25 protein-coding genes are annotated in these 25,517 nt (G+C 66.4%); 18 read left to right on the plus strand and 7 right to left on the minus strand.

Translation table 11 applies throughout. The features are described from left to right. Positions 1–81: 81 nt before the first annotated feature. The 5 genes from araD (at position 82) to J2X67_RS12730 (ending at position 5,159) form a co-directional block, all read left to right on the plus strand. Entirely contained in the window at positions 82–1,809 is a 1,728-nt protein-coding gene (gene araD, locus J2X67_RS12710) for an L-arabinonate dehydratase (RefSeq protein WP_309953467.1), read from the plus strand. Positions 1,810–1,859: 50 nt separating this feature from the next. Then, positions 1,860–2,570 (plus strand): ribonuclease activity regulator RraA, encoded by a 711-nt coding sequence (locus tag J2X67_RS12715; protein ID WP_309953469.1) that lies wholly within the window; start codon positions 1,860–1,862, stop codon positions 2,568–2,570. 44 nt (positions 2,571–2,614) lie between these two features. After that, positions 2,615–3,616 (plus strand): tripartite tricarboxylate transporter substrate binding protein, encoded by a 1,002-nt coding sequence (locus J2X67_RS12720; RefSeq protein ID WP_309953471.1) that lies wholly within the window; start codon positions 2,615–2,617, stop codon positions 3,614–3,616. A 150-nt stretch (positions 3,617–3,766) separates the two neighbouring features. Then, positions 3,767–4,498, plus strand: coding sequence for a Crp/Fnr family transcriptional regulator (locus J2X67_RS12725; protein WP_309953473.1), 732 nt, complete (start codon positions 3,767–3,769; stop codon positions 4,496–4,498). 220 nt (positions 4,499–4,718) lie between these two features. Continuing rightward, positions 4,719–5,159 (plus strand): LuxR C-terminal-related transcriptional regulator, encoded by a 441-nt coding sequence (locus J2X67_RS12730; protein WP_309953475.1) that lies wholly within the window; start codon positions 4,719–4,721, stop codon positions 5,157–5,159. A gap of 30 nt (positions 5,160–5,189) precedes the next feature. On the opposite strand, the gene J2X67_RS12735 is transcribed toward J2X67_RS12730, so the two are convergent. Further along, on the minus strand, positions 5,190–5,411 hold the full coding sequence (locus J2X67_RS12735; protein WP_309953477.1) for a hypothetical protein: 222 nt from the start codon (positions 5,409–5,411) through the stop codon (positions 5,190–5,192). Positions 5,412–5,601: 190 nt separating this feature from the next. Between J2X67_RS12735 and J2X67_RS12740 the strand changes: the two genes are divergently transcribed. From J2X67_RS12740 to J2X67_RS12750, 3 genes are read left to right on the plus strand one after another with little or no spacing between them, the layout of a single operon-like run. Beyond that, the gene (locus J2X67_RS12740) at positions 5,602–6,123 is read left to right on the plus strand and encodes a hypothetical protein (protein ID WP_309953478.1); all 522 of its coding nucleotides are present in this window, start codon (positions 5,602–5,604) and stop codon (positions 6,121–6,123) included. 34 nt (positions 6,124–6,157) lie between these two features. After that, the gene (locus J2X67_RS12745; protein ID WP_309953480.1) at positions 6,158–7,510 is read left to right on the plus strand and encodes an SDR family oxidoreductase; all 1,353 of its coding nucleotides are present in this window, start codon (positions 6,158–6,160) and stop codon (positions 7,508–7,510) included. Between the two features lie 10 nt (positions 7,511–7,520). Beyond that, entirely contained in the window at positions 7,521–7,997 is a 477-nt protein-coding gene (locus J2X67_RS12750; protein ID WP_309953481.1) for a DUF2269 domain-containing protein, read from the plus strand. Here the strand turns inward: J2X67_RS12750 and J2X67_RS12755 are convergent, their stop codons facing one another. The 4 genes from J2X67_RS12755 to J2X67_RS12770 all read right to left on the minus strand — a co-directional run bounded on the left by J2X67_RS12755 (position 7,998) and on the right by J2X67_RS12770 (position 11,759). Next, complete coding sequence (locus J2X67_RS12755; protein ID WP_309953483.1) at positions 7,998–8,258, minus strand: hypothetical protein; 261 nt, start codon at positions 8,256–8,258, stop codon at positions 7,998–8,000. Positions 8,259–8,285: 27 nt separating this feature from the next. After that, positions 8,286–9,191 carry a ZIP family metal transporter gene (locus J2X67_RS12760; protein ID WP_409050489.1) on the minus strand — a complete coding sequence of 302 codons (906 nt, stop codon included), beginning with the start codon at positions 9,189–9,191 and terminating at the stop codon, positions 8,286–8,288. 250 nt (positions 9,192–9,441) lie between these two features. Further along, entirely contained in the window at positions 9,442–11,229 is a 1,788-nt protein-coding gene (locus J2X67_RS12765; protein WP_309953484.1) for a hypothetical protein, read from the minus strand. Next, complete coding sequence (locus tag J2X67_RS12770; protein WP_309953486.1) at positions 11,229–11,759, minus strand: dual specificity protein phosphatase; 531 nt, start codon at positions 11,757–11,759, stop codon at positions 11,229–11,231. Before J2X67_RS12770 ends, J2X67_RS12765 begins: the two co-directional genes overlap by 1 nt. A 206-nt stretch (positions 11,760–11,965) precedes the next feature. Between J2X67_RS12770 and J2X67_RS12775 the strand changes: the two genes are divergently transcribed. After that, positions 11,966–13,351: a UDP-glucose/GDP-mannose dehydrogenase family protein gene (locus tag J2X67_RS12775; protein ID WP_309953488.1), complete on the plus strand. Its 1,386-nt coding sequence runs from the start codon at positions 11,966–11,968 to the stop codon at positions 13,349–13,351. Positions 13,352–13,398: 47 nt separating this feature from the next. After that, positions 13,399–14,451 carry an SDR family oxidoreductase gene (locus tag J2X67_RS12780; protein WP_309953490.1) on the plus strand — a complete coding sequence of 351 codons (1,053 nt, stop codon included), beginning with the start codon at positions 13,399–13,401 and terminating at the stop codon, positions 14,449–14,451. Here J2X67_RS12780 and J2X67_RS12785 read toward each other — a convergent pair. Together J2X67_RS12785 and J2X67_RS12790 are read right to left on the minus strand one after the other, a co-directional pair. Then, positions 14,370–15,326 (minus strand): glycosyl hydrolase, encoded by a 957-nt coding sequence (locus tag J2X67_RS12785; protein ID WP_309953492.1) that lies wholly within the window; start codon positions 15,324–15,326, stop codon positions 14,370–14,372. The two genes, J2X67_RS12780 and J2X67_RS12785, sit on opposite strands and share 82 nt — an antisense overlap. Continuing rightward, a complete protein-coding gene (locus J2X67_RS12790) occupies positions 15,323–16,474 on the minus strand; it encodes an inositol-3-phosphate synthase (RefSeq protein ID WP_309953494.1) in 1,152 nt (383 codons plus the stop codon). Before J2X67_RS12790 ends, J2X67_RS12785 begins: the two co-directional genes overlap by 4 nt. A 295-nt stretch (positions 16,475–16,769) precedes the next feature. On the opposite strand from J2X67_RS12790, the gene J2X67_RS12795 reads away from it, so the two are divergent. The 8 genes from J2X67_RS12795 to J2X67_RS12830 are packed head-to-tail and all read left to right on the plus strand — an operon-like array spanning position 16,770 to position 25,500. After that, positions 16,770–17,888: an NAD-dependent epimerase/dehydratase family protein gene (locus J2X67_RS12795; protein WP_309953496.1), complete on the plus strand. Its 1,119-nt coding sequence runs from the start codon at positions 16,770–16,772 to the stop codon at positions 17,886–17,888. After that, on the plus strand, positions 17,885–19,018 hold the full coding sequence (locus J2X67_RS12800) for an NAD-dependent epimerase/dehydratase family protein (protein WP_309953498.1): 1,134 nt from the start codon (positions 17,885–17,887) through the stop codon (positions 19,016–19,018). Before J2X67_RS12795 ends, J2X67_RS12800 begins: the two co-directional genes overlap by 4 nt. Before the next feature lie 2 nt (positions 19,019–19,020). Then, positions 19,021–19,974 (plus strand): zinc-binding dehydrogenase, encoded by a 954-nt coding sequence (locus J2X67_RS12805; protein ID WP_309953499.1) that lies wholly within the window; start codon positions 19,021–19,023, stop codon positions 19,972–19,974. Further along, entirely contained in the window at positions 19,971–21,035 is a 1,065-nt protein-coding gene (locus tag J2X67_RS12810) for a Gfo/Idh/MocA family oxidoreductase (protein ID WP_309953501.1), read from the plus strand. The genes J2X67_RS12805 and J2X67_RS12810 overlap by 4 nt, the downstream gene beginning before the upstream one ends. Continuing rightward, complete coding sequence (locus tag J2X67_RS12815) at positions 21,025–22,194, plus strand: glycosyltransferase family 4 protein (RefSeq protein ID WP_309953503.1); 1,170 nt, start codon at positions 21,025–21,027, stop codon at positions 22,192–22,194. Before J2X67_RS12810 ends, J2X67_RS12815 begins: the two co-directional genes overlap by 11 nt. After that, positions 22,182–23,303, plus strand: a complete 1,122-nt coding sequence (locus J2X67_RS12820; RefSeq protein ID WP_309953504.1) for a glycosyltransferase — start codon at positions 22,182–22,184, stop codon at positions 23,301–23,303. Before J2X67_RS12815 ends, J2X67_RS12820 begins: the two co-directional genes overlap by 13 nt. Then, the gene (locus J2X67_RS12825) at positions 23,300–24,406 is read left to right on the plus strand and encodes a glycosyltransferase (RefSeq protein ID WP_309953506.1); all 1,107 of its coding nucleotides are present in this window, start codon (positions 23,300–23,302) and stop codon (positions 24,404–24,406) included. The genes J2X67_RS12820 and J2X67_RS12825 overlap by 4 nt, the downstream gene beginning before the upstream one ends. Continuing rightward, a complete protein-coding gene (locus tag J2X67_RS12830; RefSeq protein WP_309953508.1) occupies positions 24,403–25,500 on the plus strand; it encodes a glycosyltransferase in 1,098 nt (365 codons plus the stop codon). Before J2X67_RS12825 ends, J2X67_RS12830 begins: the two co-directional genes overlap by 4 nt. Positions 25,501–25,517 lie beyond the last annotated feature (17 nt).

Below are 25,517 nucleotides of genomic sequence, written 5' to 3' on the forward strand. Positions count from 1 at the left end.
TGCCGAACTGATATATTAGTGTTTTAATGTAGGTGATTTCCAGGAATCACCGATTCAGCCACCGCTTCTTCAGCCCCTCCGATGCCACGCTCCTACGACACCCTGCGCAGCGCCCGCTGGTTTGCGCCCGACGACTTTCGCTCTTTCGGCCACCGCTCGCGCGTCATGCAGATGGGCTACGCGCCCACCGACTGGGTCGGCAAGCCGGTCATCGCCATCGTCAACACATGGAGCGATGCCAACCAGTGCCACTCGCACTTCAAGCAGCGTGTGGACGACGTCAAGCGCGGCATCTTCCAGGCGGGCGGCTTTCCCTTGGAACTGCCGGCCATTTCGCTGTCCGAGAGCATGGTCAAGCCGACCACCATGCTCTACCGCAACTTCCTGGCGATGGAGACGGAAGAGCTGCTGCGTAGCCATCCGATCGACGGCGCGGTGCTGATGGGCGGATGCGACAAGACCACGCCGGGCCTCACCATGGGTGCGCTCAGCATGGGCCTGCCCTTCATCTACCTGCCGGCCGGCCCCATGCTGCGCGGCAACTGGCGCGGGCAGGTGCTGGGCTCGGGTTCGGACGCGTTCAAGTATTGGGACCAGCGCCGCGCCGGCCAGCTGGGCGACCAGGCCTGGCAAGAGATGGAAGCCGGCATTGCACGCAGCCATGGCACCTGCATGACCATGGGCACCGCCGCCACCATGATGGGCATTGCCGAGGCCGTGGGCTTTTCGCTGCCGGGCGCATCGAGCATTCCGGCGGCCGATGCCAACCATGTGCGAATGAGCGCCGAATGCGGCCGCCGCATCGTCGAGATGGTGTGGGAAGACCTGACGCCCGCCAGCATGCTCACGCGCGCCAACTTCGAAAACGGCATTGCATGCGCCATGGCCATGGGCTGCAGCACCAACGCCATCGTCCACCTGATCGCCATGTCGCGCCGCGCGGGCCATCCGGTCACGCTGGACGACTTCGACGCGGCGAGCCGCACGGTGCCGGTCATCGCCAACATCAGGCCGAGCGGCGACACGTACCTGATGGAAGATTTTTTCTACGCCGGCGGCCTGCCCGCAATGCTGGAGCGCATTCGCGGCCACCTGAACACCGAGGCGCGCACCGTCAACGGCCGCACCATCGGGCAGAACATCGAGGGGGCCGAGGTGTTCAACCACGACGTGATCCGGCCGCTCGAGAACCCCATCTACGCAGAGGGCGCGCTCGCCGTGCTGCGCGGCAACCTCGCGCCCGACGGCGTGGTGATCAAGCCGAGCGCATGTGCGCCGCACCTGTTGCAGCACACCGGCCGCGCGCTGGTGTTCGACGACTACCCGGCGCTCAAGAAGGCCGTGGACGATCCAGACCTGGACGTGACCGGCGACGACATCCTTGTGCTGCGCAATGCCGGCCCGCGCGGCGCCGGCATGCCCGAGTGGGGCATGCTGCCGATTCCCACCAAGCTGCTGAAGCAGGGCGTGAAAGACATGCTGCGCCTGTCCGACGCGCGCATGAGCGGCACCAGCTACGGCGGCTGCCTGCTGCACTGCTCGCCCGAAGCGGCCGTGGGCGGACCGCTGGCACTGGTGCGCACAGGCGACCTCATCTCCGTCGACGTGCCCGCGCGGCGCATTCACCTCGAGGTGAGCGACGAGGAACTGGCAAGCCGCAAGGCCGCATGGACACCACCGCCGCCGCGCTACGAGCGCGGCTACGGGTGGATGTTCGGCCGCCACATCCTGCAGGCCAACGAAGGCTGCGACTTCGACTTTCTCGAAACCGCATTCGGCAAGCCGGTGCCCGAGCCCGACATTTTCTGAAGACCTTTTCCCCTTATCGAACCAACGCCCAAGCAAACGGAGACCCCGACGTGAATCCCCAAACCCGCGAGAAGCTGATGCAGGTCAGCACCGCCACCCTGTGCACGGCCCTGTTCAAGCGCGGGCTGCGCAACCAGTTCATCCAGAACGTGCATCCGCTCAACCCGTCGCTGCCCAAGATGGTGGGCGAGGCTTTCACGCTGCGCTACATGCCGGCGCGCGAAGACCTCAACCCGATCACCGTGTTCAACGACCGCAGCCATCCGCAGCGCCAGGCCGTGGAGCAATGCCCGGTGGGCGCCGTGCTGCTCATGGACAGCCGCAAGGACGCGCGCGCCGCGTCGGCCGGCGGCATTCTGGTGAGCCGGCTCATGAAGCGCGGCGTGGCTGGCGTGGTCACCGATGGCGGCTTTCGCGACAGCCCAGACATCGCGAAGCTGGGCTTTCCGGCGTATCACCAGCGCCCGAGCGCGCCGACCAATCTCACGCTGCACCAGGCCATCGACATCAACGTGCCCATCGGCTGCGGCGACGTGGCCGTGTGGCCCGGCGACGTGGTGGTGGGCGATGCCGAGGGCGTCATCGTGATTCCGGCGGACATTGCCGACGAAGTTGCGGCCGAGGCCACCGAGATGACCGTCTTCGAAGACTTCGTGCAGGAGAAAGTGCTCGAAGGCCGCTCCATCCTGGGGCTCTATCCGCCGACGGAAGAGCAGAGCCGCACCGAGTTTGCCGCCTGGCGCGAGGCCCGCGGCCGCTGAAGCTCAACTCCATTCATCCGACAACGACAACGAGAGACAAGACCATGCCCTTCATCCAACGTGCCGCGCGGCTGCTGCTCGCCGCATCCGCAGTCGCATCCGCATTCGCACTGGCGCCCACCCTGGCGCTTGCGCAAGCCGAATGGCCCACGGCCAAGACCATCACCTACGTCGTGCCCTTCACGGCCGGCGGCTCCACGGACATCGTGGGCCGCATTCTCGCCAACAAGCTGCAGGAGAGCCTGCACCAGTCGGTGGTGGTCGACAACAAGCCGGGGCAGGCGGGCGGCATCGGCGCGGCCTACGTGGCCAAGGCCCCGCCGGACGGCTACACGCTGTTCGGCGGAACCATCAGCACGCACGCCATCAACGCCAGCCTCTACAAGAAGCTGCCCTACGACCCGATGAAAGACTTCGAGCCTGTGTCGCTGGTCGGCCGGCTGCCCAACGTGCTGATCGTCAACAGCCAGCTCGGCGTGAACTCGGTGGCCGAGCTGATTGCCTTGCTCAAGAAAGACGAATCGAAGCGCACCTTCGCTTCTTCGGGCGCGGGAACTTCGACCCACCTGGCCGGCGAGATGTTCGCCGACATGATCGGCGTGAAGCTCACGCATGTGCCGTACAAGGGCACGCCGCCCGCCATGACCGACGTTGCATCGGGCCTGGTGCCTTTCATGTTCGACCAGGTGACTGCCGCGCTGCCGCTCGTGAAAAGCGGCAAGCTCAAGCTGCTGGCCGTGACCACCGGCAAGCGCATTGCGCTGGTGCCCGAGCTGCCGACCATGATCGAATCGGGCGTGGCCGGCTTCGAAATGTCGTCGTGGCAGGCCGTGTATGCGCCCAAGGGCACGCCCAAGCCCATCATCCAGCGCCTCAACGCCGAGATCGTGAAGGCGCTCAAGCAGCCCGACGTGCAGGCCAAGCTCTCGGGCCAACTGGCCATGGACATTGCCGCCAGCACGCCCGAAGAACTGCGCGACCACATGGCCCGCGAGATTCCGCGCTGGGCCGAGCTTGTGAAGAAGTCGGGCGCCACCGCCGACTGACGTCGCGGCGCGCCTGCGGCGTGCGGCCAAGGCAAAGCCCGGGCGATAGGGGGCTACCGGGGAGTGCCACACGGAAGCCTCCCCGGCGATCCGCGCAGCATCCCCAATTCATGGGTACTCTGCCGTGGCGCTCTAGGGCACTATCCGGACATGTATCTGCATACGTTGGTTGCCGATCTGCCGCAGGCGGAACGCGCTGCATTGGTCCAGGCCACCGAACTGCGCTCCTACCGGCGCAATGAAACCGTGCTCGCCGCCGACGAGTGGACCGACTGCATCTATTGCGTGGCAGGCGGGCTGCTGCGCGTTGTGGCGCATGGCAGCACCAGCGACGACGTCACCACCGAATTCATTCGGCAGGACGATTTTTTCTTCGGCTCTTCTTTCAGCGAAGACCGCTACCAGGTGGCGCAGTCGCTGGTTGCGGCGCTTCCGTCTTCGGTGTACCTCATTCCGGTTTCCGAAATGCGCAGGCTGTGCGCGGCGCATCCGGAAATTTCGTTGAAGCTGCTCGAAATGGCCATGAAGCGCCTGAGCGCGATGCGCGGGCAGCTTCGGCGAATTTCGTCGCTCCCCTCCGAAGACCTGGTGGGCCGCGTGCTGCATCAGCTGAGCCAGCTGGCGCCTTCCACCAGCGGCGGCTACGACAAGCGCATCACGCAGGCGGTCATCGCCTCGTATGCGGGGCTTTCGCGCGAAGTGGTCAACAAGGCCATGCGCAACATGGAAGACCGCGGGCTGGTGCGCCGCGACGAACATGGCCTGCACGTGTCGGCCGACTTTGCCGCAACCGATTTCGAACCGCTGCCGCCCGAGATTGGCTCCACCGGATCCACCGGTCAACCGGGTGCCATGCCGGAGCCAGACCCCCGCGCCGATTGAAGCCTGGAGCCCTTCCGGAGCCCATGCAGGCCGAATTTCCTCTTCTACATGTGAACGCAAACACATCCGCGCTTGAAAAGTGGCTGCGCAGGGCGGCCATTCTCCATAGCATCGAGTTCCATCAACGCGCGCGGAGTTGCAACGTGAAGGTCATCAGATCCATGTTTCCGAGTCCAATCCACACGAGTCGTGCGGCCCCGGCGTTGCCGGCGGCAGGCCTATGAGCGCCGCCACTGCTGCCGCAGGTGTCGTGCGGCACCTCTTCGCCGAGGCAAACGAAACGGACCTCGCCTTGCTGATGCGCTCCGTCGAGCTTGGCGACTCCCTGGGGGCATCGCAGATTGCGCGCCGCATTCTGGACGGTGTTGCCGCCAACCCCGACGCAAAACTCTCCGCTGTTGCCGCGCAGCGCGCAGGCAGCCTGGTGCATGCCGAGCACATGGCGCCCAAGGGGCTGCTGACGCCGCGCGAGCTCAACGTGCTGCGGCTCCTCGCCCAGGGCAAGACCAACCGGCAGATTGCCGAAGAGAGCAAGCGCTCCGCCCACACGGTCGGGGCCCAGCTCAAGAGCATCTTCTACAAGCTGGCGGTCAAGACGCGCACGCAGGCAGTGTGCGAGGCCACCCAGCAGGGCCTGCTGAACTGGAACACGTCTTCATGACGCGAGCCGCGGCGCGCGGCTGAAACGCACCTATTTCGTCGGCGATGCCGGCGATGCCGGCGATGCCCCAGGGGACGTGGTCTGCGGCGCACTCTGTACCGGCGTGTCCGGCTTTACCGGGCCTTCTTCGCGTGTCTGCGTCAGCAGGTTGTACGCCAGCGCCAGCACAAAAACGAAAATCGCCGCGCCCACGCCCCACCGGAAAACCCGCTTGTTGTCGCGCTCGTCATTTCTCGCTTGTTGAGCCTTCATCTGTGGTTCACCTCTCAGTGCAATGCGCCAAGGCTGCGGCGGCGCATGGGCGCCAGGTGTCGGACAGCGGCGCGCGGGCCTGTCGCGAAACTCCCGAAGCGCGCTCCCCTTGCAGCAATGCGGCGCCGGCCTACGTGTTTGTGCTCCCGGCTGCACTCGCGCGGCGGCGCGAAGCGCCAAAGATCCGGGCATGCAAACCAGTGAAACGATGTCTTCGGAAATGGGCGCGCAGAGCGGGGTGCGTGCAAAGTCGGCCATCAAGACCGGCCTGATTGCGGGTGCGTTCGCCAGCGTGGCCTCGACCATCGCGCTGGCGGTATGCGGGCGCTACGAGGCCGGCAGTTCCATCGCAACAACCAATGCCACCAGCCATTGGGTATGGGACCGCGAAGCCCTGTTCCGCAAGTCGCCCTCGTTGCGTCACACAGTGCTCGGCTATGCCATTCACCACGGCTCGGCAACCTTCTGGGCGGTTCTCTATGCGTGGCTTCATGCCAACCGGCGGCCTGCCCAGTCGGCTCCCGCTGCCTTGGGCAGCGCCGGCGTTGCCGCGGCCACCGCCTGCGCTGTCGACTATCTGGCGACGCCCCGGCGGCTGACGCCCGGCTTCGAGCATCACCTGTCCAAAACCGCCATGGCGGCCGTGTATGCCAGCTTTGCGGTCGGCCTGGCGCTGGGCTGTGCGGTGGCAAACCGCGAGCGCCGGCAGTGAGGCAGGCTGGCCGCGGCACGGGGAAGGGCAAAGAGTGAGGGTAGTGATCGTCGGCGCATCCGGCTTTCTCGGGCGCGCATTCGCCGAAGCCTTTGCACACCGCGGGGCAGACTTGCTTTGCACGGCGCGCAACGCAGGCAAGGCGCGTGCGGAGGCCGGCTGGCCGCAAACCCATACGCACTGGATCTCTGCCGACCTGGCCGATGTTCCGCCGGCTTCCTTCTGGATGGAACACCTGCGGCCGGGAGACATCGTCATCAACGCGGCGGGCATATTGCGCGAGCGCCGCCCGGGCGATTTCGACGCCATTCACCACCTGGGGCCGGTGCAGCTGTTCGACGCCTGCGCCGCGGTTGGCGCTGCGCTGGTCATCCAGGTTTCGGCGTTGGGCGCCACGCCTGCCGCGGCCAGTGGCTACCACCGCAGCAAGGGCGCGGCGGATCGCCACCTGCGGCAGTGCCGCGTGGCTTCGGCCATCGTGCAGCCTTCGCTGGTGTGGGGCGACGAAGGCGCGAGCGCGGGCCTCTTTGCCACCCTGGCCGTCCTGCCGGTGCTCCTGCTGCCGGGCGGTGGCCGTCAATGGCTGCAGCCGGTGCACCTGCACGACGTGGTTGCGGGCGTGCTGGCGTTGGCCGAGGCACGGCCCGTGGGCAGCCGCACCATCGCCTTCGTGGGGCCCGAGCCGGTAAGCCTGCGCACCTACCTGGCCGATCTGCGCGGGCAACTCGGCTATGCGCACCGGGCGTGGGTGCTGCCGCTGCCCGAGCGCCTTTTCAGGTTTGGCGCAGCGCTGGCCGGGCGGTGGAAGGGCAGCTTTCTCGACGCCGAGACCGCGGGCATGCTGCTGCAAGGCAACGCCGCGCCCGCAGCCGACCTGCAAGCCTGGCTCGGGCGCGCGCCGCGCTCGCACCATGCTTTCATCCCGGCCCATGGCGTGCAGGCGCTGCGCCGTGCCGCCTGGCTGCAGTGGATGCTTCCGCTACTGCGCTGGTCCGTTGCGCTGGTGTGGATCTGGACCTTTGTCGTTTCCATCGGGCTCTATCCGCGCGACCAGAGCCTTGCTTTGCTGGCCCGGGTGGGCGCCAGCGGCCTATGGGCCGAACTGCTGCTCGACGGCGCTGCTGTGTTCGACCTGGCCCTCGGCATCGGCACCCTCGCGCTGCCCGCTGCCTGGCGCAGCCGCGTGCTGTGGCCGCTGCAGCTTGCGTTGATCGCCTTCTACACGGCCGCCATCACGTGGGCAATGCCGGAGTTCTGGCTGCATCCCTTCGGCCCGCTCTCCAAGAACCTGCCGATGTGCGCGGCCATCGCCTTGCTCTGGGCGATGGAGCCGCCAACGCGCCGCGGCATGCATGCCACAGCCAAGCCGCCCGCAACGCCACCTTGAAAGCCGCACCATGGAATACCTCGTCCTGAAATACGTGCACGTGATCTCGTCGACCCTGCTGTTCGGTACGGGCATCGGCTCTGCCTTCTACCTGCTGGCCACCACCTTGTCGCGCGACGTGCGGGCGGTGGCCGTCGTATCACGCATGGTGGTGCGTGCCGACTGGCTCTTTACCGCGACCACGGCCGTGCTGCAGCCGGCAACGGGCCTGTGGCTCGTGCACCGCATGGGCATGCCGCTTTCCACGCCTTGGATCAAGGCATCGCTGGTCTGCTATGTGCTTGCCATCGCGTGCTGGCTGCCCGTCGTGTGGCTGCAGATGCGGCTGCGCGACCTGGCAGCGGAAGCGGCACAGGGCAACACGCCGCTGGCGCCGCGCTACTGGCTTTTGTTCAAGTGGTGGGTGGCGCTGGGCGTGCCGGCGTTCTTTCTCTTTCTTGCGCTCTTTTGGCTGATGATCGCCAAGCCCGCGCTCGGCGGCGCCTGATCAGGCCGTGGTTTTTGCGCGCTCGATGATTCCGCGCACCATGAACGAAAGGGTGCACAGGTAGCGCGCGTCGGCCGAGAGCGATCGGCTCATCGCCATGGCCAGTTTCTCGAAATCCTTGTCGGCAGGGCCCTGGCCCGCATCGCCGCTTTGCCTGGCAAGCGCCTCGGTAATGCGGTTTTGCGCCTGCAGGTAGTCGGCCCGCAGCAGCACGCTGCGCGCAAGGAGCACGTCCAGGTTCAAAAGGTCCAATGCAGTCATGCGGCGTGTCCTTTCTGTGTCCCTTCTTCAGCCCAGGGCCGTGTCCAGCACCATCATCAATACGAACCCGACCATCAGGCCGCCCGTCGCATAGGCTTCGTGCCCTTGCCGGTGCGACTCCGGAATGATCTCGTGGCTGATGACGAACAGCATGGCGCCGGCCGCCAGTGCAAGGCCCCAGGGCAGCAGGCTGGCGGTGAGCGTTACCACCGTGGCGCCGAGCACCGCCATCACGGGCTCGACCAGCCCCGAAGCCACGCCCAGGCCTACAGAAAGGAATCGGCTGTAGCCGACCCCGCGCAGCGCCAGCGCCACCACCATGCCTTCAGGCACGTCCTGTATGGAGATGCCCGTTGCCAGCGCGGTGGCTGCCAAGGTCTCTGAGCCCGCGAAGGCCACGCCGATGGCCAGGCCCTCGGGCAGGTTGTGCAAGGCGATGGCCAGCACAAAAAGCCATACGCGCTTCAGCTTTCTTGCCTTGGGCCCCTCGAGGCCCTTGACGAAGTGCTCATGCGGAACCAGGCGGTCGATGGCCAGCAGCAGCGCCGCCCCCAGCAGAACGCCACCGCCGACGATGCCTCCGGCACCCCATGCGCCGGCCCCCTGGGTTCGCGCGGCGTCAAGGGCCGGAATCACCAGCGAGAACGAGGTGGCGGCAAGCATCACGCCGGCGCCGAAGCCCAGCATGGTGTCGCAGCTGCGTTGGGAGAACTGCTGCGAAAGCGCGACCGGCAATGTGCCCAGCGCCGTTGCCAACGCGGCCAGGCTGCCGCCAAGCAAGGCACCTCGCACGCGTGGATCGCCTCGCATGATTGCCTCGGCCGCCTCGAAGGCCAGGAGCCCCACGCCCAGTGCAACGATGCAAAAGCCAAGCATTCGCCGTACCGGTCGCATCCTGGGGCCTCGCGCAAACAGCAGATCAAGGGTCGTCATCTTCAAGCAGGCGATGCGCTCGCAAAAAAGGCGGCGGCCACCATGGCCGCCGCCAAACTCGCACCCACGGGAAAAATATGGTTGTCGAGCCGGTGTGTTCACCCAGTCGCAGGTTCGGGGCGCCCAGGGATGCTGGGCGTAGGAACGTTTCTCGTGTGGGTGGCAGCGCAGACTACATGCGCCCCCGTTGAGCGGGCTGCGCTGAAGACTTCTGTTCGCATCGGCTGCGCCAGGCGCGGCGCGGCCGGCTTCAGGCGGTTTCTTCGAGATGGCGGCGCAGCGCCCGCGTGTAGCGCTCGCACTGCGTGTCGAGGCGGGCTCGCTCGGCGGGCAAGGTGGCATCTTGTGCCGCCATCGCGTAGTGCCCAAGCTGGAAAGCGAGGTACGCCGGCGTATAGAAGCCCAGCAGCTCTGCATCGATTGCGCATCCGCGCCTTGAAAGACCGTCGAGCAACCCTGCCAGCTCATCGGCTCCCAGCCCAAGCTCGGCCTTTGCGCCGGCGACGTCCCAAGCCGGGTCCTGGCAGCCGACCAGGTCGTGGCCGGCATGGTGGTCTACGGCGTCTGTCTTCAACAGGCGGCCTTCGCCCGCCAGCCATTCCCATGCGTGCATGCGGTTGTCCGTTTTCGCGCGGCGCACGCGGGCCTGCAGCCGCTCCGCTTGTCGCCGGTAGCGCATCCACGCGCCTGCAAGCTCGCTGCCCAGGGCTTCGCTGCTGTTGTGGTGTCCCATCTCATACAGTGCCTGCAGCGATGCACCGTTCTCCTGCGAAGCGGGAAAGCTGTGCGCCCGAAAGGCGATATAGCCGGCGAGGCGTTCGATCAACCGGGCCCGGAGTTCGGAGGTTTGCAGGCGAATGGGCGAGAGCGGCGCCATCTCGCCATGCCATCGCTCCACCATGAAGCCGTGGCAAAGGCCGGCCACGGAAGGGCAGAGGCCAGCTTCCGCCAACTTCACGGCGCAAGCGAAGCGCTGCCGCGCCGCGTGGCCAAGGCCGATGAACTTGACGAGCCACGTGCCTGAGTTGCCGCGGGCGAGAAACTTGCGTCGCTCCTGCCACGGATGGGCCGGTGGCGTCTCGTCCGAGGCGTTGCCGTGCTCACGCCGCCACCCGCCACCGGTGATCTCGGCAAGCGGCGAGTGGAGCGGGCCGACCCGTGCCTCGACCCAGGCCTGCAGCCGATGCGCGGGGTTTTCAGCATTCAGGATGAGCTCGTCGAACCCGACCACGTGCACTGCAGCAGCCTGCTTCCACAATGCGCGTGTCTGCTCACTGGCTTGCGCCCCCGGTCCGTTCGAATGTCCCGGAAAAAGATGGATGCGGTCCGCAGGCACGCCTTCATCGCGCAGGCGCCGTATCACGCCCGCCATCGATGAACCCGAGAGTCCTGGCCCTTCGTCGACGATGGCGTGATGCGCCGCCGGGCTCGCAAGCGATGCATCGGCCAGCGAAACGCGTCGATCGAACGGATGTCCGACTGGCCGCAGCGTGACCGGCGATGGCGCTTCGAGCGCGACCGCCGCCATGGCGGCAAGGCTGGTGCCGATGCTGCGCAGCCCGATCACGCGCCACGGCGCGAGCCGCAGCCCCGTCTGAAGCCGCTTTGCCGCTACAAAATGGCCTTCGGGGTACAGCGCATAGAACGCGTAACCCTCGGGCTGCTTCACTTGCAGGTCGATGGATGGAAGCTCTGCTTCGCAACCGGCAAGCAGCTCTTCCAACAGGCCTTCGTCCCCGGAAGGCCGCACTGCGGAAAACCCCGTTTCCCAGGACCGGGCGCACAGCCTGGCCACCGCCATGGTGAGCGCCATGGCGGCATCGGTTTCGGGCGATTGCACGTCGCGCTTTCCTGCCGCAAGAAAGTGCGCGTCCGCAATGCCCTGCACCAGTTCGCCGGCGTCGATGAGCGCATCCACCAGCAGCGCGTGCCTGCCGATGCCCGCCGCCGAAGCCCGCGCTTGCAACAGAAGGCCGCGCAGCCGCGCCAGCTTTTGCGCGGCCGGCTCACGCCGCGTGGCGTCTCCGTAGACCAGCATCAGCGGGTGCGCATGTGGCGGTATGCAATGGCCTGGAACGCATCGAAATCAGGAACATCCCAGGGTGCGCCTTGCAGTTCGCGATGGCGGGCCAGCCATTCGCTCCAGCACGCGAACTGCGCAGGCGAGGGCGACACCAGCGCCCTGCGGCTTTTCATGAGCTCCAGCGCATCGAGCGGGCGTTCTCCGCGAGACACCATCACGCACAGCGCAAGCGTGGCCGAGCGGCCGATGCCGTGTTCGCAGTGAATGAGCACGCGTTCACCGCGGTCGAGTGCGGCGCTGGCAAACGCCACGCCTTCATCGAGATTGCCGGCATCGACGCCGCACATGTCCTCGGTGGGCAAGTGCAGCAGCGTCATGCCGTGCCGGCGAAGCACGGCCTCGTCGTCCTTCGCTTCGTTGCGCAGGTCGACCACCGCGCGAATGCGGTGTGCAGAGGCAAGCTCTTCGGCACGCTCCGAAGGAAAGCTGCCACCCACGGCGAGCTCTTGCGTGATCCAGCTGAAGTTGGGTGTCCAGGTCGTCATCGTTCGCAGTCGTCGAAAAAAGTTCATGGCAACCGGCATGCCCGGAGGCGCCGCCTCGTTGTTTCAGTGCACCACGTTATTTCTGCTCATCAATGCAGTCAACCGTGCCCCACGGTGCTGTCCTGTTCCTTCCTCGAAAAATTTCTGCTAGGTTTTTTTCAACACGCTTACACCACCACGAACATCGGCACTCATCCGCTCTCTCCATGAAAATTTCAGTCCTCGGTACCGGCTATGTAGGTCTTGTCACGGGCAGTTGCCTGGCGGAAATCGGCAACGAAGTCGTCTGCTTCGATGTCGACAAACGCAAGGTCGAAATCCTGCAGTCGGGCGGCGTTCCGATTCACGAGGAAGGTCTTCCGCAGCTCATCGAACGCAACGTGCGCACCGGTCGGCTGCATTTCACGAACGACGTGACGCGCGCCGTGCACCACGGCGACCTCATCTTCATTGCCGCCGGCACGCCGCCCGGCGAAGACGGCAGCGCCGACCTGCAATACGTGCTCGCTGCGGGCCGCAGCATCGGGCGCCATATGCAGGGCTTCAAGGTGGTGGTCGAAAAGTCCACCGTGCCTGTGGGCACCGCCGGCAAGTTGCGTGCAGCCATCGAGGAAGAGCTGTCAGAGCGCCGCAGCAACGGCGACCATGCCGCGGGCAGCAGCTTGCAGGGGCTTCCGGTCGCCATCGTGTCCAACCCCGAATTCCTCAAGGAGGGCGCAGCCGTCGATGACTTCATGCGGCCCGACCGCATCGTGGTCGGCACCGAGCCCGGCGAGGCGGGCCGGGAGGCGAGAGATGTGATGACCCGCCTGTATGCCCCCTTCAACCGGCAGCGCGACCGCATGATCCACATGGACGTGAAGGCGGCCGAGTTCACCAAGTACGCAGCCAACGCCATGCTCGCCACACGCATCAGCTTCATGAACGAGCTTGCAAATCTTGCGGAAAAAGTGGGCGTCGACATCGAGCAGGTGCGCCGCGGCATCGGCTCCGATCCGCGCATCGGCTACAGCTTTCTTTATGCAGGGCTGGGCTATGGCGGCAGCTGCTTTCCAAAAGACGTGCAGGCGCTGGTGCACACCGCCGCCACGCACGGCCAGCGCCTGCAGGTGCTGGAGGCCGTGCGCGCGGTGAACGACGCGCAAAAGCAGGTGCTCATAGAAAAGATTGTCCGCCGCTTTGGCGAAGACCTGCGCGGCCGCCGGTTCGGCGTATGGGGCCTTGCCTTCAAGCCCGACACCGACGACATGCGCGAAGCGCCGAGCCGCCTGGTGATAAAGGCGCTGCTGGTGCGCGGCGCCGAGGTTGTTGCGCACGACCCGGTGGCCATTGCCGAGGCGCGCAAGGTTCTTGCGGGCGACCTGGACGGCATGCCCGAGCTGATCGCCCGCCTGCGCTACGTCGAAAACCCCATGCAGGCCGCCGAAGACGCCGATGCGCTGGTCATTCTTACGGACTGGAAAGCCTTCAAGAGCCCGAGCTTCAGTGCGCTGAAGACCGCGCTCAGGCAGCCGCTGATATTCGACGGCCGCAATCTGTACGACCCCGACATCCGCTTGCAGGGTTTCGACTACCTGGCCATCGGCCGCTGAACAAAGACAAAAGACGAACAGCCAAACAGAAAACAGGAGCTTCGATCATGCGTGTCTACAACACCCAACGCCGCATTCTCGTGACCGGGGGCGCGGGCTTTCTGGGCAGCCATTTGTGCGAGCGTCTGCTGGCGCAAGGGCACGATGTGCTGTGCGCCGACAACTTTTTTACCGGAACCCGCCGCAATGTGGAGCACCTGCTCGGCAATCCGCATTTCGAGCTGATGCGCCATGACATTACTTTTCCGCTGTATGTAGAGGTAGACCAGATCTACAACCTGGCCTGCCCCGCATCGCCCGTGCACTACCAGCATGATCCGGTGCAGACCACGAAGACCAGCGTGCACGGCGCCATCAACATGCTGGGCCTTGCCAAGCGGGTGCGAGCGCGCATCCTGCAGGCTTCGACCAGCGAGGTCTACGGCGACCCCGACGTGCATCCGCAGCCCGAAAGCTACTGGGGCAAGGTCAACCCGATCGGCGTGCGCAGCTGCTACGACGAGGGCAAGCGCTGCGCCGAGACGCTGTTCTTCGACTACCACCGCCAGCACCAGGTGGACATTCGCGTCGCGCGCATCTTCAACACCTATGGGCCCCGCATGCACCCGCGGGACGGGCGCGTGGTGTCCAACTTCATCGTGCAGGCGCTGCGCGGCGACCCCATCACCATCTACGGTGAAGGCCTGCAAACGCGCAGCTTCTGCTTTGTGGACGACCTGGTGGAAGGCCTCAACCGGTTCATGGACGCATCGCCCGGAGCGCCCGGCCCGGTGAACATCGGCAACCCGGTCGAGTTCACCGTGCGCGAGCTTGCGACGCTGGTCATCGAGCTCACAGGCTCGTCATCGAAGCTCGCGTTCGCGCCGCTGCCTTCGGACGACCCCATGCAGCGCCGGCCCGACATCGGGCTTGCCAGGCAGATGTTCGGCTGGCAACCGAGCGTGCAGCTCGAAGAAGGCCTGCGCAAGACCATCGAGTATTTCGATGGCCTGCTCTCGGCCGGAGAGCTCTCGCCGGCTCAGCTGGCGGGCATGCGCGACGGGGCGGTGGTGCCGGCGGCCGCAAAGGGCAACACGGTGCACGCCCGGTTCGACGCATAGCGCCGGACCATGCTCGCGCAGAACTCGGCAAACTCTTCGGGTTGCTGCGGCGGGCTGGTGTGGTGCGGCGCCATGCCGCGGTGTTCGGGCGTGAAGCAGAAGGTGAGCGTCACGTCGAAGTCTTCCAGCGCCCGCATCTGGCGGTCGAACCACTGTTCAGCGTTCGGCCGAAAGCTGTCGGCCCAGCTGAGACCTGTGCGCAGTTGGCGAACGCCCAGGCGCTCGAGCCAGCGCACGGCGTCGTCCAGGCGGTGGTCTTCGAAGTGGAACCACTGGCAAATGCCCATCGACGGGGTGTAGGCCGCAAACTGTTCGCAGGCGATCTTGGGCGTTCCGTCTTCGCGCAGCAGGCCCATGTGAAAGTGGCGGTAGTAGCTGGAGCCCTCGGCCTCGCGGTGCCGCGTGGTCGCGGGCCAAGCCTGGGGCAGGTCGTAGAGCGAATACCAGAAGATGCGCGGCACCCGGCCTATCAGCAACTCGGCCGTGCGGCGCAACCCGAACTCCTGCACCTCTTCGGCGCCGAAGGTCGACACGCCCACTTCGGTCACCCACACGGGCAGGTGCGTTACGGCCTCGATTTCTGCAATGCGTTGCGGCCATTCGTGAATCTGCCAGTTGTTCCAGTCCAGCGGAAAGCCGTGCACCGCCACCGCGTCGAGCCCGTCGAGCACGCCCCGGTCGCGCAGTCCCGCCATGAAGTGCGCGTCGATGGGCGAGATGCCGCCGAGCACCTGCGTGAGCGTGCTGTTCTCCGCGCGCACCGCAGCCGATGCCAGCTTGACCATGTGCGCATAGGCCGACCAGTCGGGGTCGAGTTCAAGGTCCCAATGAGACTTGTTGTTGGGCTCGTTCCAGAACTTGACGGCTTCGATCATGCGAGCTTGCTCCTTTTGGTGTGGCGTGCGGCGCGTTCGTGCGCGCGGGGGGGGCGGTCGGGCGGTGCGGCGGCTTCGGCGTCGCCGCGAATGAAAGCCTCCACCAGTTCGCGTGCCTCGTCGTCGGTGAACTGCTGGGGCGGAGACTTCATGAAGTAGCTCGAAGGCGCGAGCACCGCGCCGCCCACGCCGCGGTCGAGCGCGAGCTTTGCGCAGCGCACCGCGTCGATCACCACGCCGGCGGAATTGGGCGAGTCCCACACCTCGAGCTTCACCTCGCACTGGAGCGGCACGTTGCCGAAGGTGGTGCCCTCCATGCGGATGTAGCACCACTTGCGGTCGTCGAGCCACGGCACGTGGTCGCTGGGGCCCACGTGAACGTCGCTCGCCTTCATGGGGTGGCCGAGCTGGCTTGTCACGGCCTGCGTCTTCGAGATTTTTTTCGACAGCAGCCGCTCGCGTTCGAGCATGTTCAGAAAGTCGGTGTTGCCGCCGAAGTTGAGCTGGTAGGTGCGGTCCAGCCGAACGCCGCGCTTCCTGAAGAGGTCCGTGAGGATGCGGTGCACGATGGTCGCGCCCACCTGCGACTTGATGTCGTCGCCGATGATCGGAAGGCCACGTTCGGCAAAGCGCCTTTCCCATTCGGGCCGCGATGCGATGAACACCGGCACGCAATTGACGAAGGCGCACCCCGCCTCCAGCACCTGCTCGGCGTACCACTGGGTGGCTTTCTCGGAACCCACGGGCAGGTACGAAACCACCACGTCCGTCCGCGTTTCTTTCAGGATCTTCGCCACGTTCTGCGCCTTGCCGGGCGCAAGCGGCACCACCTCCTTCAGATAGGCGCCGATGCCGTCATGCGTGGGGCCGCGGTGCACCGGCACGCCCAGCTTGGGCACGTCGGCAAAACGGATGGTGTTGTTGGGCGCTTCGTAGATGGCTTCGCCCAGGTCGCGCCCGACCTTTTGCGCATGCACGTCGAAGGCCGCGCTGAACTCGATGTCCGACGGGCGGTAGCCCGCGAGATCGAGATGCATCAGGCCGGGAATGAAGTCGGAGCCCTGGGCGTTGGCATAGAAGTGAACACCCTGTACCAGCGAAGAGGCGCAGTTGCCCACTCCGACGATTGCGACACGAATCTTGCTCATGTTGGAGACCTTTGCGAGTGCCCCGCGCTTGTTCGCGCGAGCGTGATTGAACACAAGCCGAAGCTTTGTTCCTTGGCAATCTACGCTCGTTTGAAGCCTCGCGCGCACGCGAAAAGGCTTCGATGCACAGAGCCAACTCAGCAGTGGCGTAACAGGGCAACGCGCCTACACACAGGTAAGTACCTTCGCACATCAACGCGGCATTTTTCCGTCGAATTTAGGGCTTCGCCAAGGCGTTGGAAAAGAAGGTTTCTACCTCGACAACCCGACGGCGGTTCAAACAAAAAGGGGTTTCATGTCGCAGCAAATTCTCATCACCGGCGGCGCCGGTTTCATCGGCTCGCATCTGGCAGACGAGCTTCTGTCCCACGGCTATCGCGTTCGCGTTCTCGACAACCTTGCGCCGCAGGTGCATGGCGACAGCGGGCGAAGGCCCGACTACCTCGAGGCGGACATCGAACTCGTCGTGGGTGACGTGTGCGACCCGGCAGCAGTGCGCAGTGCGCTGAAGGGCGTGGACGCGGTTTATCACTATGCGTCGGCCGTGGGAGTGGGGCAAAGCATGTACGAGGTAGCGCACTACACGCGCGTGAACAACCTCGGCACCGCGGTGCTGCTCGAGGCGCTGATTGAAAAGCCGGTGAAGAAGCTCATCGTCGCATCGAGCATGAGCCTGTATGGAGAAGGCCTTTACCGCACCGCAGGCGGCGAGCTCCGCACGGTGCAGGAGCGCACGCTGGAACAACTGCGGCGCGGCGACTGGGAATGGCGCGACGAAGACGGCCTGGCCCTGGTGCCCGCGCCCACGCCTGAAGACAAGGCACCCGCGCTCGCGTCGGTGTATGCGCTTTCCAAGTTCGACCAGGAGCGCATGTGCCTGATGATCGGCCGCGCGTACAACATTCCGACCGTGGCGCTGCGCTTCTTCAATGCGTACGGCCCGCGCCAGGCACTTTCGAACCCCTACACCGGCGTGCTCGCAATCTTTGCATCGCGCCTGCTCAACGACAGCCCGCCCAAGATCTTCGAAGACGGACACCAGCAGCGCGACTTCGTGAGCGTGTACGACATTGCTCGCGCCTCGCGGCTCGCACTCGAAATGCCGGCTGCGGCGGGTGAGGTGTTCAACGTCGGCAGCGGCGAGGCCTACAGCGTGCGCGACATTGCGCAGCGCGTGGCCGAGGCCGTGGGCAAGGAAAACCTGGCGCCCGAAATCACCGGCAAGTACCGCGTGGGCGATATACGGCACTGCTATGCGGACATATCCAAGGCTCGCCGCGTGCTGGGCTATTCGCCCCGCGTGAGCCTGGAAGACGGCCTGGCCGAGCTCGCGGCCTGGCTGGAGGGGCAGGCGGCGGTAGACCGCGTGGCGCAAGCGAGCGCCGAGCTTTCCGCGCGCGGGTTGGCCATATGAACAGCCGGGACGCAGTACTTACTCCCCGGCGCGCGCTCAACGGCAAGGACCGGGTCACGCTCATCACGGGTGGCGCGGGCTTCGTGGGGGCCAACCTCGCGCATCGGCTGCTGTCCGAAGGCCACCGCGTGCTGGTGTTCGACAATCTTTCGCGCCCCGGTGTGGAACGCAACCTCGACTGGCTGCAGCAGAACCATCCGACCGGGCTCGACGTGGCGGTGGCCGACATTCGCGATGCCACCGCGGTGGAGCGCGCGGTGGCGCGGGCCGACCATGTCTTTCATTTTGCGGCGCAGGTGGCGGTAACGACGAGCCTCGTCGATCCGCGCGAAGACTTTGCCGTCAATGCGCTGGGCACGCTCAACGTGCTGGAGGCGGCCCGCGCGCAGCCGGTGCCGCCCTCGGTGCTGATGACCTCGACCAACAAGGTCTACGGTGGCCTGGAAGACGTGCAGCTCAAGCTGGAGGGCCAGCGCTATGGCCCGGTGGCCGCCGACATTGCCGGGCACGGCATCTCCGAAGCGCGCCCGCTCGACTTTCACAGCCCCTACGGTTGCTCCAAGGGAACAGCCGACCAGTATGTGCACGACTACGCGCGCAGCTACGGCATGAAGACCGTGGTCTTCCGCATGAGCTGCATCTATGGCCAGCGCCAGTTCGGCACCGAAGACCAGGGCTGGGTGGCGCACTTCCTGCTGCGCGCGCTCGATGGCGACCCCATCACGCTCTTCGGCGACGGCAAGCAGGTGCGCGATATCCTCTTTGTCGACGACCTGGTCGACGCCTTTGTGCTGGCACAACGCAACATAGGCAAGCTGGCGGGCAATGCGTTCAACATAGGCGGCGGCCCGCGCAACGTGATCAGCCTGCTCGACCTTCTCGACCAGATCGAAGTGCTCGAAGGCAAGCGGCCCGAAACCACGCATGAAGACTGGCGCACCGGCGACCAGCGCTACTACGTTTCGGACACGCGCCGCTTCGAGGCGGCCACGGGCTGGCGGCCCGCCGTGGATGCGCGGCAGGGCATCGAGCGCTTGCACCAATGGCTGCGCGAAATGCGGTCCCGGCCCTCCGTCGTCCGCAAGGCCGGCCAGCGGCGCCCCGTGGTGCTTGCAGCGGCGGGGAGGTGAGCATGCTCGCGAGTGTCATTGCTTCGCCGGGGCAAGCGGTGCTTCGGCGGGTGGAAACACCCGAGCCTGCGGCCGGCCAGGTCCTGCTCAAGCTCGAAGGCTCGGGCGTGTGCGCCTCGAGCCTGCCGCTGTGGGAGGGCCGCTCGTGGTTCGAATACCCGCAGCCCGCCGGTGCACCGGGGCACGAAGGCTGGGGCCGCGTGGCCGCGGTGGGCGAGGGCGTGCAAGGCCTGGCCGTGGGCGACCGCGTGGCCGCGCTCACCTACCGCGCGCATGCCGAATACGACGTGGCCGACGCGGGTTCGGTGGTGCCGTTGCCGTCCTCGCTCGCCGATGTGGCCATGCCCGGCGAGCCGCTGGGCTGTGCGGTCAACATCTTTCGCCGCAGCGACATCCGGGCCGGACAGACGGTGGCAATCGTCGGCATCGGGTTTCTTGGCGCCGTGCTTACGCGGCTTGCTGCGCAGGCGGGTGCACGGGTCATCGCCATATCGCGGCGGCCCTTTGCGCTGGAGGTTGCGCGCAATGCCGGCGCTGCGCACACCATCGTGATGGACGATCACTGGCGCATCCTCGATGAGGTGAAGCGCCTCACCGGCGAGAAGATGTGCGAGCGCACCATCGAGGCCGTCGGGCTGCAGCGGCCGCTCGACCTGGCCGGCGAAATTACCGGCGAGCGCGGTCGCCTCGTGATTGCCGGCTACCACCAGGACGGAACGCGCCAGGTCAACATGCAGATGTGGAACTGGCGCGGCATCGATGTGATCAACGCGCACGAACGCGATCCGCGCATGTATGTGCAGGGCATTCGCGAAGCCATCGACATGATGGCCGCGGGCGTGCTCGATGCGGAGCCGCTTTTTACCCACCGCCTGCCGCTCGACAGGCTGGGCGAGGCGCTGGAGCTCACGCGAACGCGGCCCGACGGCTTTCTCAAAGCGGTGGTGACCACGTGAGGGCGGCGCACGTGATGAATGCGCTGGAGCCCGGGCCGGCGGTGGCGTCGTCCGATGGAATACCGGCTGCGCCGCTTCGCAAGCCGCGGCTCGGCTTTCTCGGCGTCGGCTGGATCGGCAGGAACCGCATGGAAGCCATTGCAAAAGATGGCTCTGCAGAAATCGCGGCCATTGCGGATGCGCATGACGAGGCACGCGAGGCTGCATGCGCATTGGCGCCAGGTGCCGCGAGCTTGCGCTCGCTCGACGCGCTGCTGGAAAGCGGTCTCGACGGCCTGGTGATTGCCACGCCGAGCGCGCTTCATGCGCAGCAGGCCGAAGCGGCGCTTGCACGCGGCCTGGCGGTGTTCTGCCAGAAGCCGTTGGCACGCACTGCCGGGGAGACCCAAGGGGTGATCGACGCGGCAAGGCGCGCGAACCGGCTGCTGGGCGTCGATCTTTCTTACCGGCGCACGGCAGGCATGCAGCGCATTCGCGAGCTTGTTTCCTCCGGCGAGATCGGCGATGTGTATGCCGTCGATCTCGTGTTCCACAACGCCTACGGCCCCGACAAGCCGTGGTTCCGCGACCCGGTGCTTTCGGGTGGCGGCTGCGTGATCGACCTGGGCATTCACATGGTCGACCTGGCGCTATGGACGCTGGGCTTTCCGCAGGTAGGGGCGGTGTCCAGCCGCCTCCATGCCGGCGGCCGGCGCCTTGCGCTGCCTTCGGCGGTCGTCGAAGACCATGCGGTGGCGCAGATCGACCTGGCGGGCGGCTGCGTCGCGCGGCTCGCTTGCTCATGGAACCTGCCGGCCGGCCGGGACGCCGTCATCGAGGCCAACTTTCACGGTACGCGCGGCGGTGCCTCGTTCCGCAACGTGGGCGGATCTTTCTATGACTTCGTTGCCGAGCGCTTCGACGGTACGCGTGCAATACCGCTTGCTTCGCCGCCCGACGACTGGGGCGGGCGCGCCGCCGTGCACTGGGCGCGCGCGCTCGCGAACGGCGGCGCCTTCGATCCCGAGATAGAACGCCTGACCGACGTCGCGGCTGTGCTGGATGCGATCTATGAACGCTGAAGTGCCGCATCAGGCGCCACGCCACGTGCTGATGACCGCCGACACGGTCGGCGGCGTCTGGAGCCATGCGCTGGAGCTTGCCGCGGCACTCGGTGAGCGGGGCGTGCACGTGTCGCTGGCCACCATGGGTGCAATGCCAACCCCCGCACAGCGTGCGCAGGCTGCGTCGCTGCCGGGGCTGGAATTGCACGAGGGCGACTGGCGGCTGGAGTGGATGGAAGACCCGTGGGACGACCTGCTGCGCGCCGGCCAATGGCTGCTGGAGCTTGAACGCACGCTGCAGCCCGACGTGGTGCATCTCAACCAGTTTGCCTTTGGCGCATTGCCGTTCGCGGCGCCCAAGCTCGTGGTGGCGCATTCGTGCGTGGCCTCGTGGTGGCGCGCGGTGCATCGCCAGATTGCCCCCGCGAGCTGGGACGCCTACCGGCAGGCGGTGAGGCAGGGGCTGGACGGCGCCACCCTTGTCGGCGCGCCGACCGAAGCTATGCTGTCGTCGCTTGCGCTCGACTACGGGTACATCAAGGGAGGCCTCGTGCTGCCCAACGGCCGCAGCGCCGAAATGTTTGCTCCGGGCGACAAGGAGCCGGCCATTTTTTCGGCAGGCAGGCTGTGGGATGCCGCCAAGAACCTGTCTGCATTGCAGGCTGTGGCGCCACGCCTGCCGTGGCCCGTGTGCGTGGCCGGCTCAGCATCGGCGCCGGGTGCGGCTGCGGGGCGCATCCAGGCGCCCGGCGTGCTGTGGCTTGGCGAACTGTCACCCGAGGCAATGGCCGCGCAGTTCGCGCGCGCATCGATCTATGCCTTGCCCGCGCGCTACGAGCCCTTCGGACTCTCGGCGCTGGAAGCGGGGCTTTCGCAGTGCGCCTTGGTGCTGGGAGATGTGCCGAGCCTGCGCGAGGTGTGGGGCGACGCCGCGCTGTATGTGCAGCCCGAAGATCACCAGGCGCTGCATGCCGCGTTGATGCGTTTGATCGACGATGCGCCGCTGCGCCAGCAAATGGCCCACAAGGCGCTGGAGCGTGCGCGGCACTTCACCACGGCGCGCATGGCGGACGCCTACATGTCGGCCTACGGCCGCTTGCTTGCCCCCGCAGCCTCGCACGCGGGCGGCGCCGGGCGATCCCGAAGAAAAACAAAGGAGGCCGCATGCGCTTCGTGATGTTCTGCCATTCGCTCGTTTCAGACTGGAACCACGGCAATGCGCATTTTTTGCGCGGCGTTTGCAGCGAACTGCTCGCGCGCGGCCATGAGCTTGCGGTGTACGAACCGCAAGGCGCCTGGAGCCGCACCAATCTGCAGGCCGAGCATGGCCATGCGCCGCTCGAAGAGTTTGCGCGCGTGTATCCGGAACTGCACAGCACCACCTACGACCCGGCCACGCTCGACCTGGACCAGGCGCTGGAAGGCGCCGACGTGGTGCTGGTGCACGAGTGGAACGACCATGCACTGGTGCGCCGCATCGGCCTTCACCGGCGGGACGGCGGGCGCTACCGGCTCTTCTTTCATGACACGCACCACCGTTCGGTAACCGAAGAAAAGTGCATGGCCGGCTACGACCTTTCGCACTATGACGGCGTGCTGGCCTTCGGCAACGTGATTCGGGAGCTGTACCGCAGGAAGGGCTGGGCGCGCCGCGCGTGGACCTGGCACGAAGCGGCCGACACGCGGCACTTTCATCCGATTCCGGACGAAGTGGAAGAGGGCGACCTGGTCTGGATCGGCAATTGGGGCGACGACGAGCGCGAGGCCGAGCTCGACGAGTTCCTGCTCGGCCCCGTGCGCGACCTGCACCTGAAAGCCCGCGTGCATGGCGTGCGCTACCCCGACAGGGCGATCGAGCGCCTGCGCGCGACGCGCATCCACTTTGGCGGATGGCTCCCCAACTACCGCGCGCCGCGTGTGTTTGCACGCCATCGCGTCACCGTGCACGTGCCGCGCAGGCCTTATGTAAAGGCATTGCCGGGCATTCCGACCATTCGTGTGTTCGAGGCGCTCGCGTGCGGCATTCCGCTCGTTTCGGCGCCGTGGAACGACGCCGAAGGCCTCTTCACGCCGGGCCAAGATTTTCTGGTCGCGCCCGATGGCGCGGCCATGCGCCGCCACCTGCGCGACGTGCTGCACGACCCCGACCTGGCGCGCGCGCTGCGCGAGCAGGGCCTTGAGACCGTGCTCGCGCGCCACACCTGCGCCCACCGCGTCGACGAGTTGCTGGCCATCTACGCCGAACTCGAAGACGAGCCCACCCACCTCCGGAGCATTCCTGCATGAAGAAAAAAATGAACATCGCCTTCTTTGCATCCAGCCTGGTTTCCGCCTACTGGAACGGTGCCGCCACCTATTACCGCGGCATGGTCCGCGCGCTGCACGAGAGGGGCCATCGCGTGCACTTCTACGAGCCCGACGCCTTCGGCCGCCAGCAGCACCGCGACATGGACGATCCCGATTGGGCCGAGGTCATCGTCTATCCGGGCGAGGGCGACGCCAACGCGCGCCGCATGGTCGAGCATGCGCGCGGCGCCGATCTGGTGGTCAAGGCCAGCGGCGTGGGCGTGTTCGATGCGCTGCTCGAAGACGCCGTGCTCGATTTGCAGGGGCCGGGCACGCGCGTGGTGTTCTGGGACGTCGATGCGCCCGCCACGCTCGACCGGCTGCAGGCCAACGCAGCCGACCCTTTTCATGCGCTGGTGCCGCGCTACGACATGGTGCTGACCTACGGCGGCGGCGACCCCGTGGTGCAGGCCTACCGCCGTGCCGGTGCGCGCGATTGCATTCCCATCTACAACGCGCTCGATCCGTCCACGCATCACCCCGTGGGCCCCGATGCCCGCTTCGAGGCCGACCTGGGCTTTCTGGGCAACCGCCTGCCAGACCGCGAGGCACGCGTGGAAGAGTTCTTTCTTCGCGCCGCCAGCTTGCTGCCCGAGCAGCGCTTTCTGCTGGGCGGCAGCGGCTGGAGCGACAAGGCCATGCCCAGCAACGTGCGCTATGTGGGCCACGTGTACACCGCCGACCACAACGCATTCAACCGCACGCCCATGGCGGTGCTCAACGTGAGCCGCGACAGCATGGCGCGCTACGGCTTTTCGCCGGCCACCCGCGTGTTCGAGGCAGCCGGTTCCGCTGCCTGCCTGATTACCGATGCGTGGGAGGGCATAGAGCTTTTTCTGGAGCCCGGAAAGGAAGTGCTGGTAGCCGCCAACGGCGAGGAAGTGGCAGCCCATGTGCGCCAGCTCGACGCTGCAAGCGCACGCCGCATCGGCGAGGCCGCCTGCCGGCGCGTGCTGGCCGAACATACCTATGCGCACCGCGCTGCACAGCTCGAGGCGCTGCTCGAAGGCCGCGACGCGGCACAGGCCCTGGAGGTTGCATGAGCATGCAGGCATCACCGCTCAAGATCGTCATCCTCGGTCTCTCGATCACTTCTTCGTGGGGCAACGGGCACGCCACCACCTACCGCGGCCTTGTGCGCGAACTGGTGCGGCGCGGACACGACGTGCTGTTTCTCGAACGCGACGTGCCCTGGTATGCAGGGCACCGCGACCTGCCCAACCCTCCCTTCGGCCGCACCGAGCTGTATGCAGACCTTGCCAGCTTGCAGCGTGACCATGCGGCGCACGTCGGCGAGGCAGACCTTGTGATCGTCGGTTCCTTTGTGCCGGACGGCGTGGCCGTGGGTGACTGGGTTCAGGCCGAGGCACCGGGCCGCACCGCCTTCTACGACATCGACACGCCGGTGACGCTTGCCGCACTTGCGCGCGGAGGCACCAGCTACCTGCAGGCGCGGCAGATTGCGGGCTACGACATGTACCTGTCGTTCACAGGCGGCCCCACGCTCGACCGGCTGGAGCGTGAGTTTGGCTCGCCCGCGGCACGCATGCTTTATTGCTCGGTCGATCCCGAGCTGTACTACCCCGAACCGGTGGCGCAAGACTGCGACCTGGGCTACATGGGCACCTACAGCGACGACCGCCAGCCCACGCTCGAAGCACTGCTGCTTTCGCCCGCGCGGCAGTGGCCGCAGGGCCGCTTCGAAGTGGCCGGGGCGCAGTATCCGGACAGCATCCAATGGCCGAATAACGTGCGCTACACAGCGCATTTGCCGCCGGCCCGGCACCGCGACTTTTATAACCGGCAGCGCTTTACGCTCAACGTCACCCGCGCCGACATGATCCAGGCCGGCTGGTCGCCCAGCGTGCGCATCTTCGAGGCGGCAGCGTGCGGCACGCCGATCATCAGCGACCGCTGGGACGGCATCGAATCGCTGCTGGTGCCGGGCGAGGAAATCTTCCTGGCCGATTCGCCCGGCGAAGTGCTGCGCCTCCTGCGCGAACTGCCCGAGGACGAACGCCGCGCCGTCGGCGAGCGGGCGCGCCGGCGCATTCTTTCGGAGCACACCGCCGCTCATCGCGCTGCCGAGCTCGAAGGCTACGCACGCACGCTGCTGCAAGTGCGTGAGACGGCTTGAAAAAAGGAGGCATGCAC

This window comes from Variovorax sp. 3319, assembly GCF_031456585.1.
Lineage (GTDB): Bacteria > Pseudomonadota > Gammaproteobacteria > Burkholderiales > Burkholderiaceae_C > Variovorax > Variovorax paradoxus_P.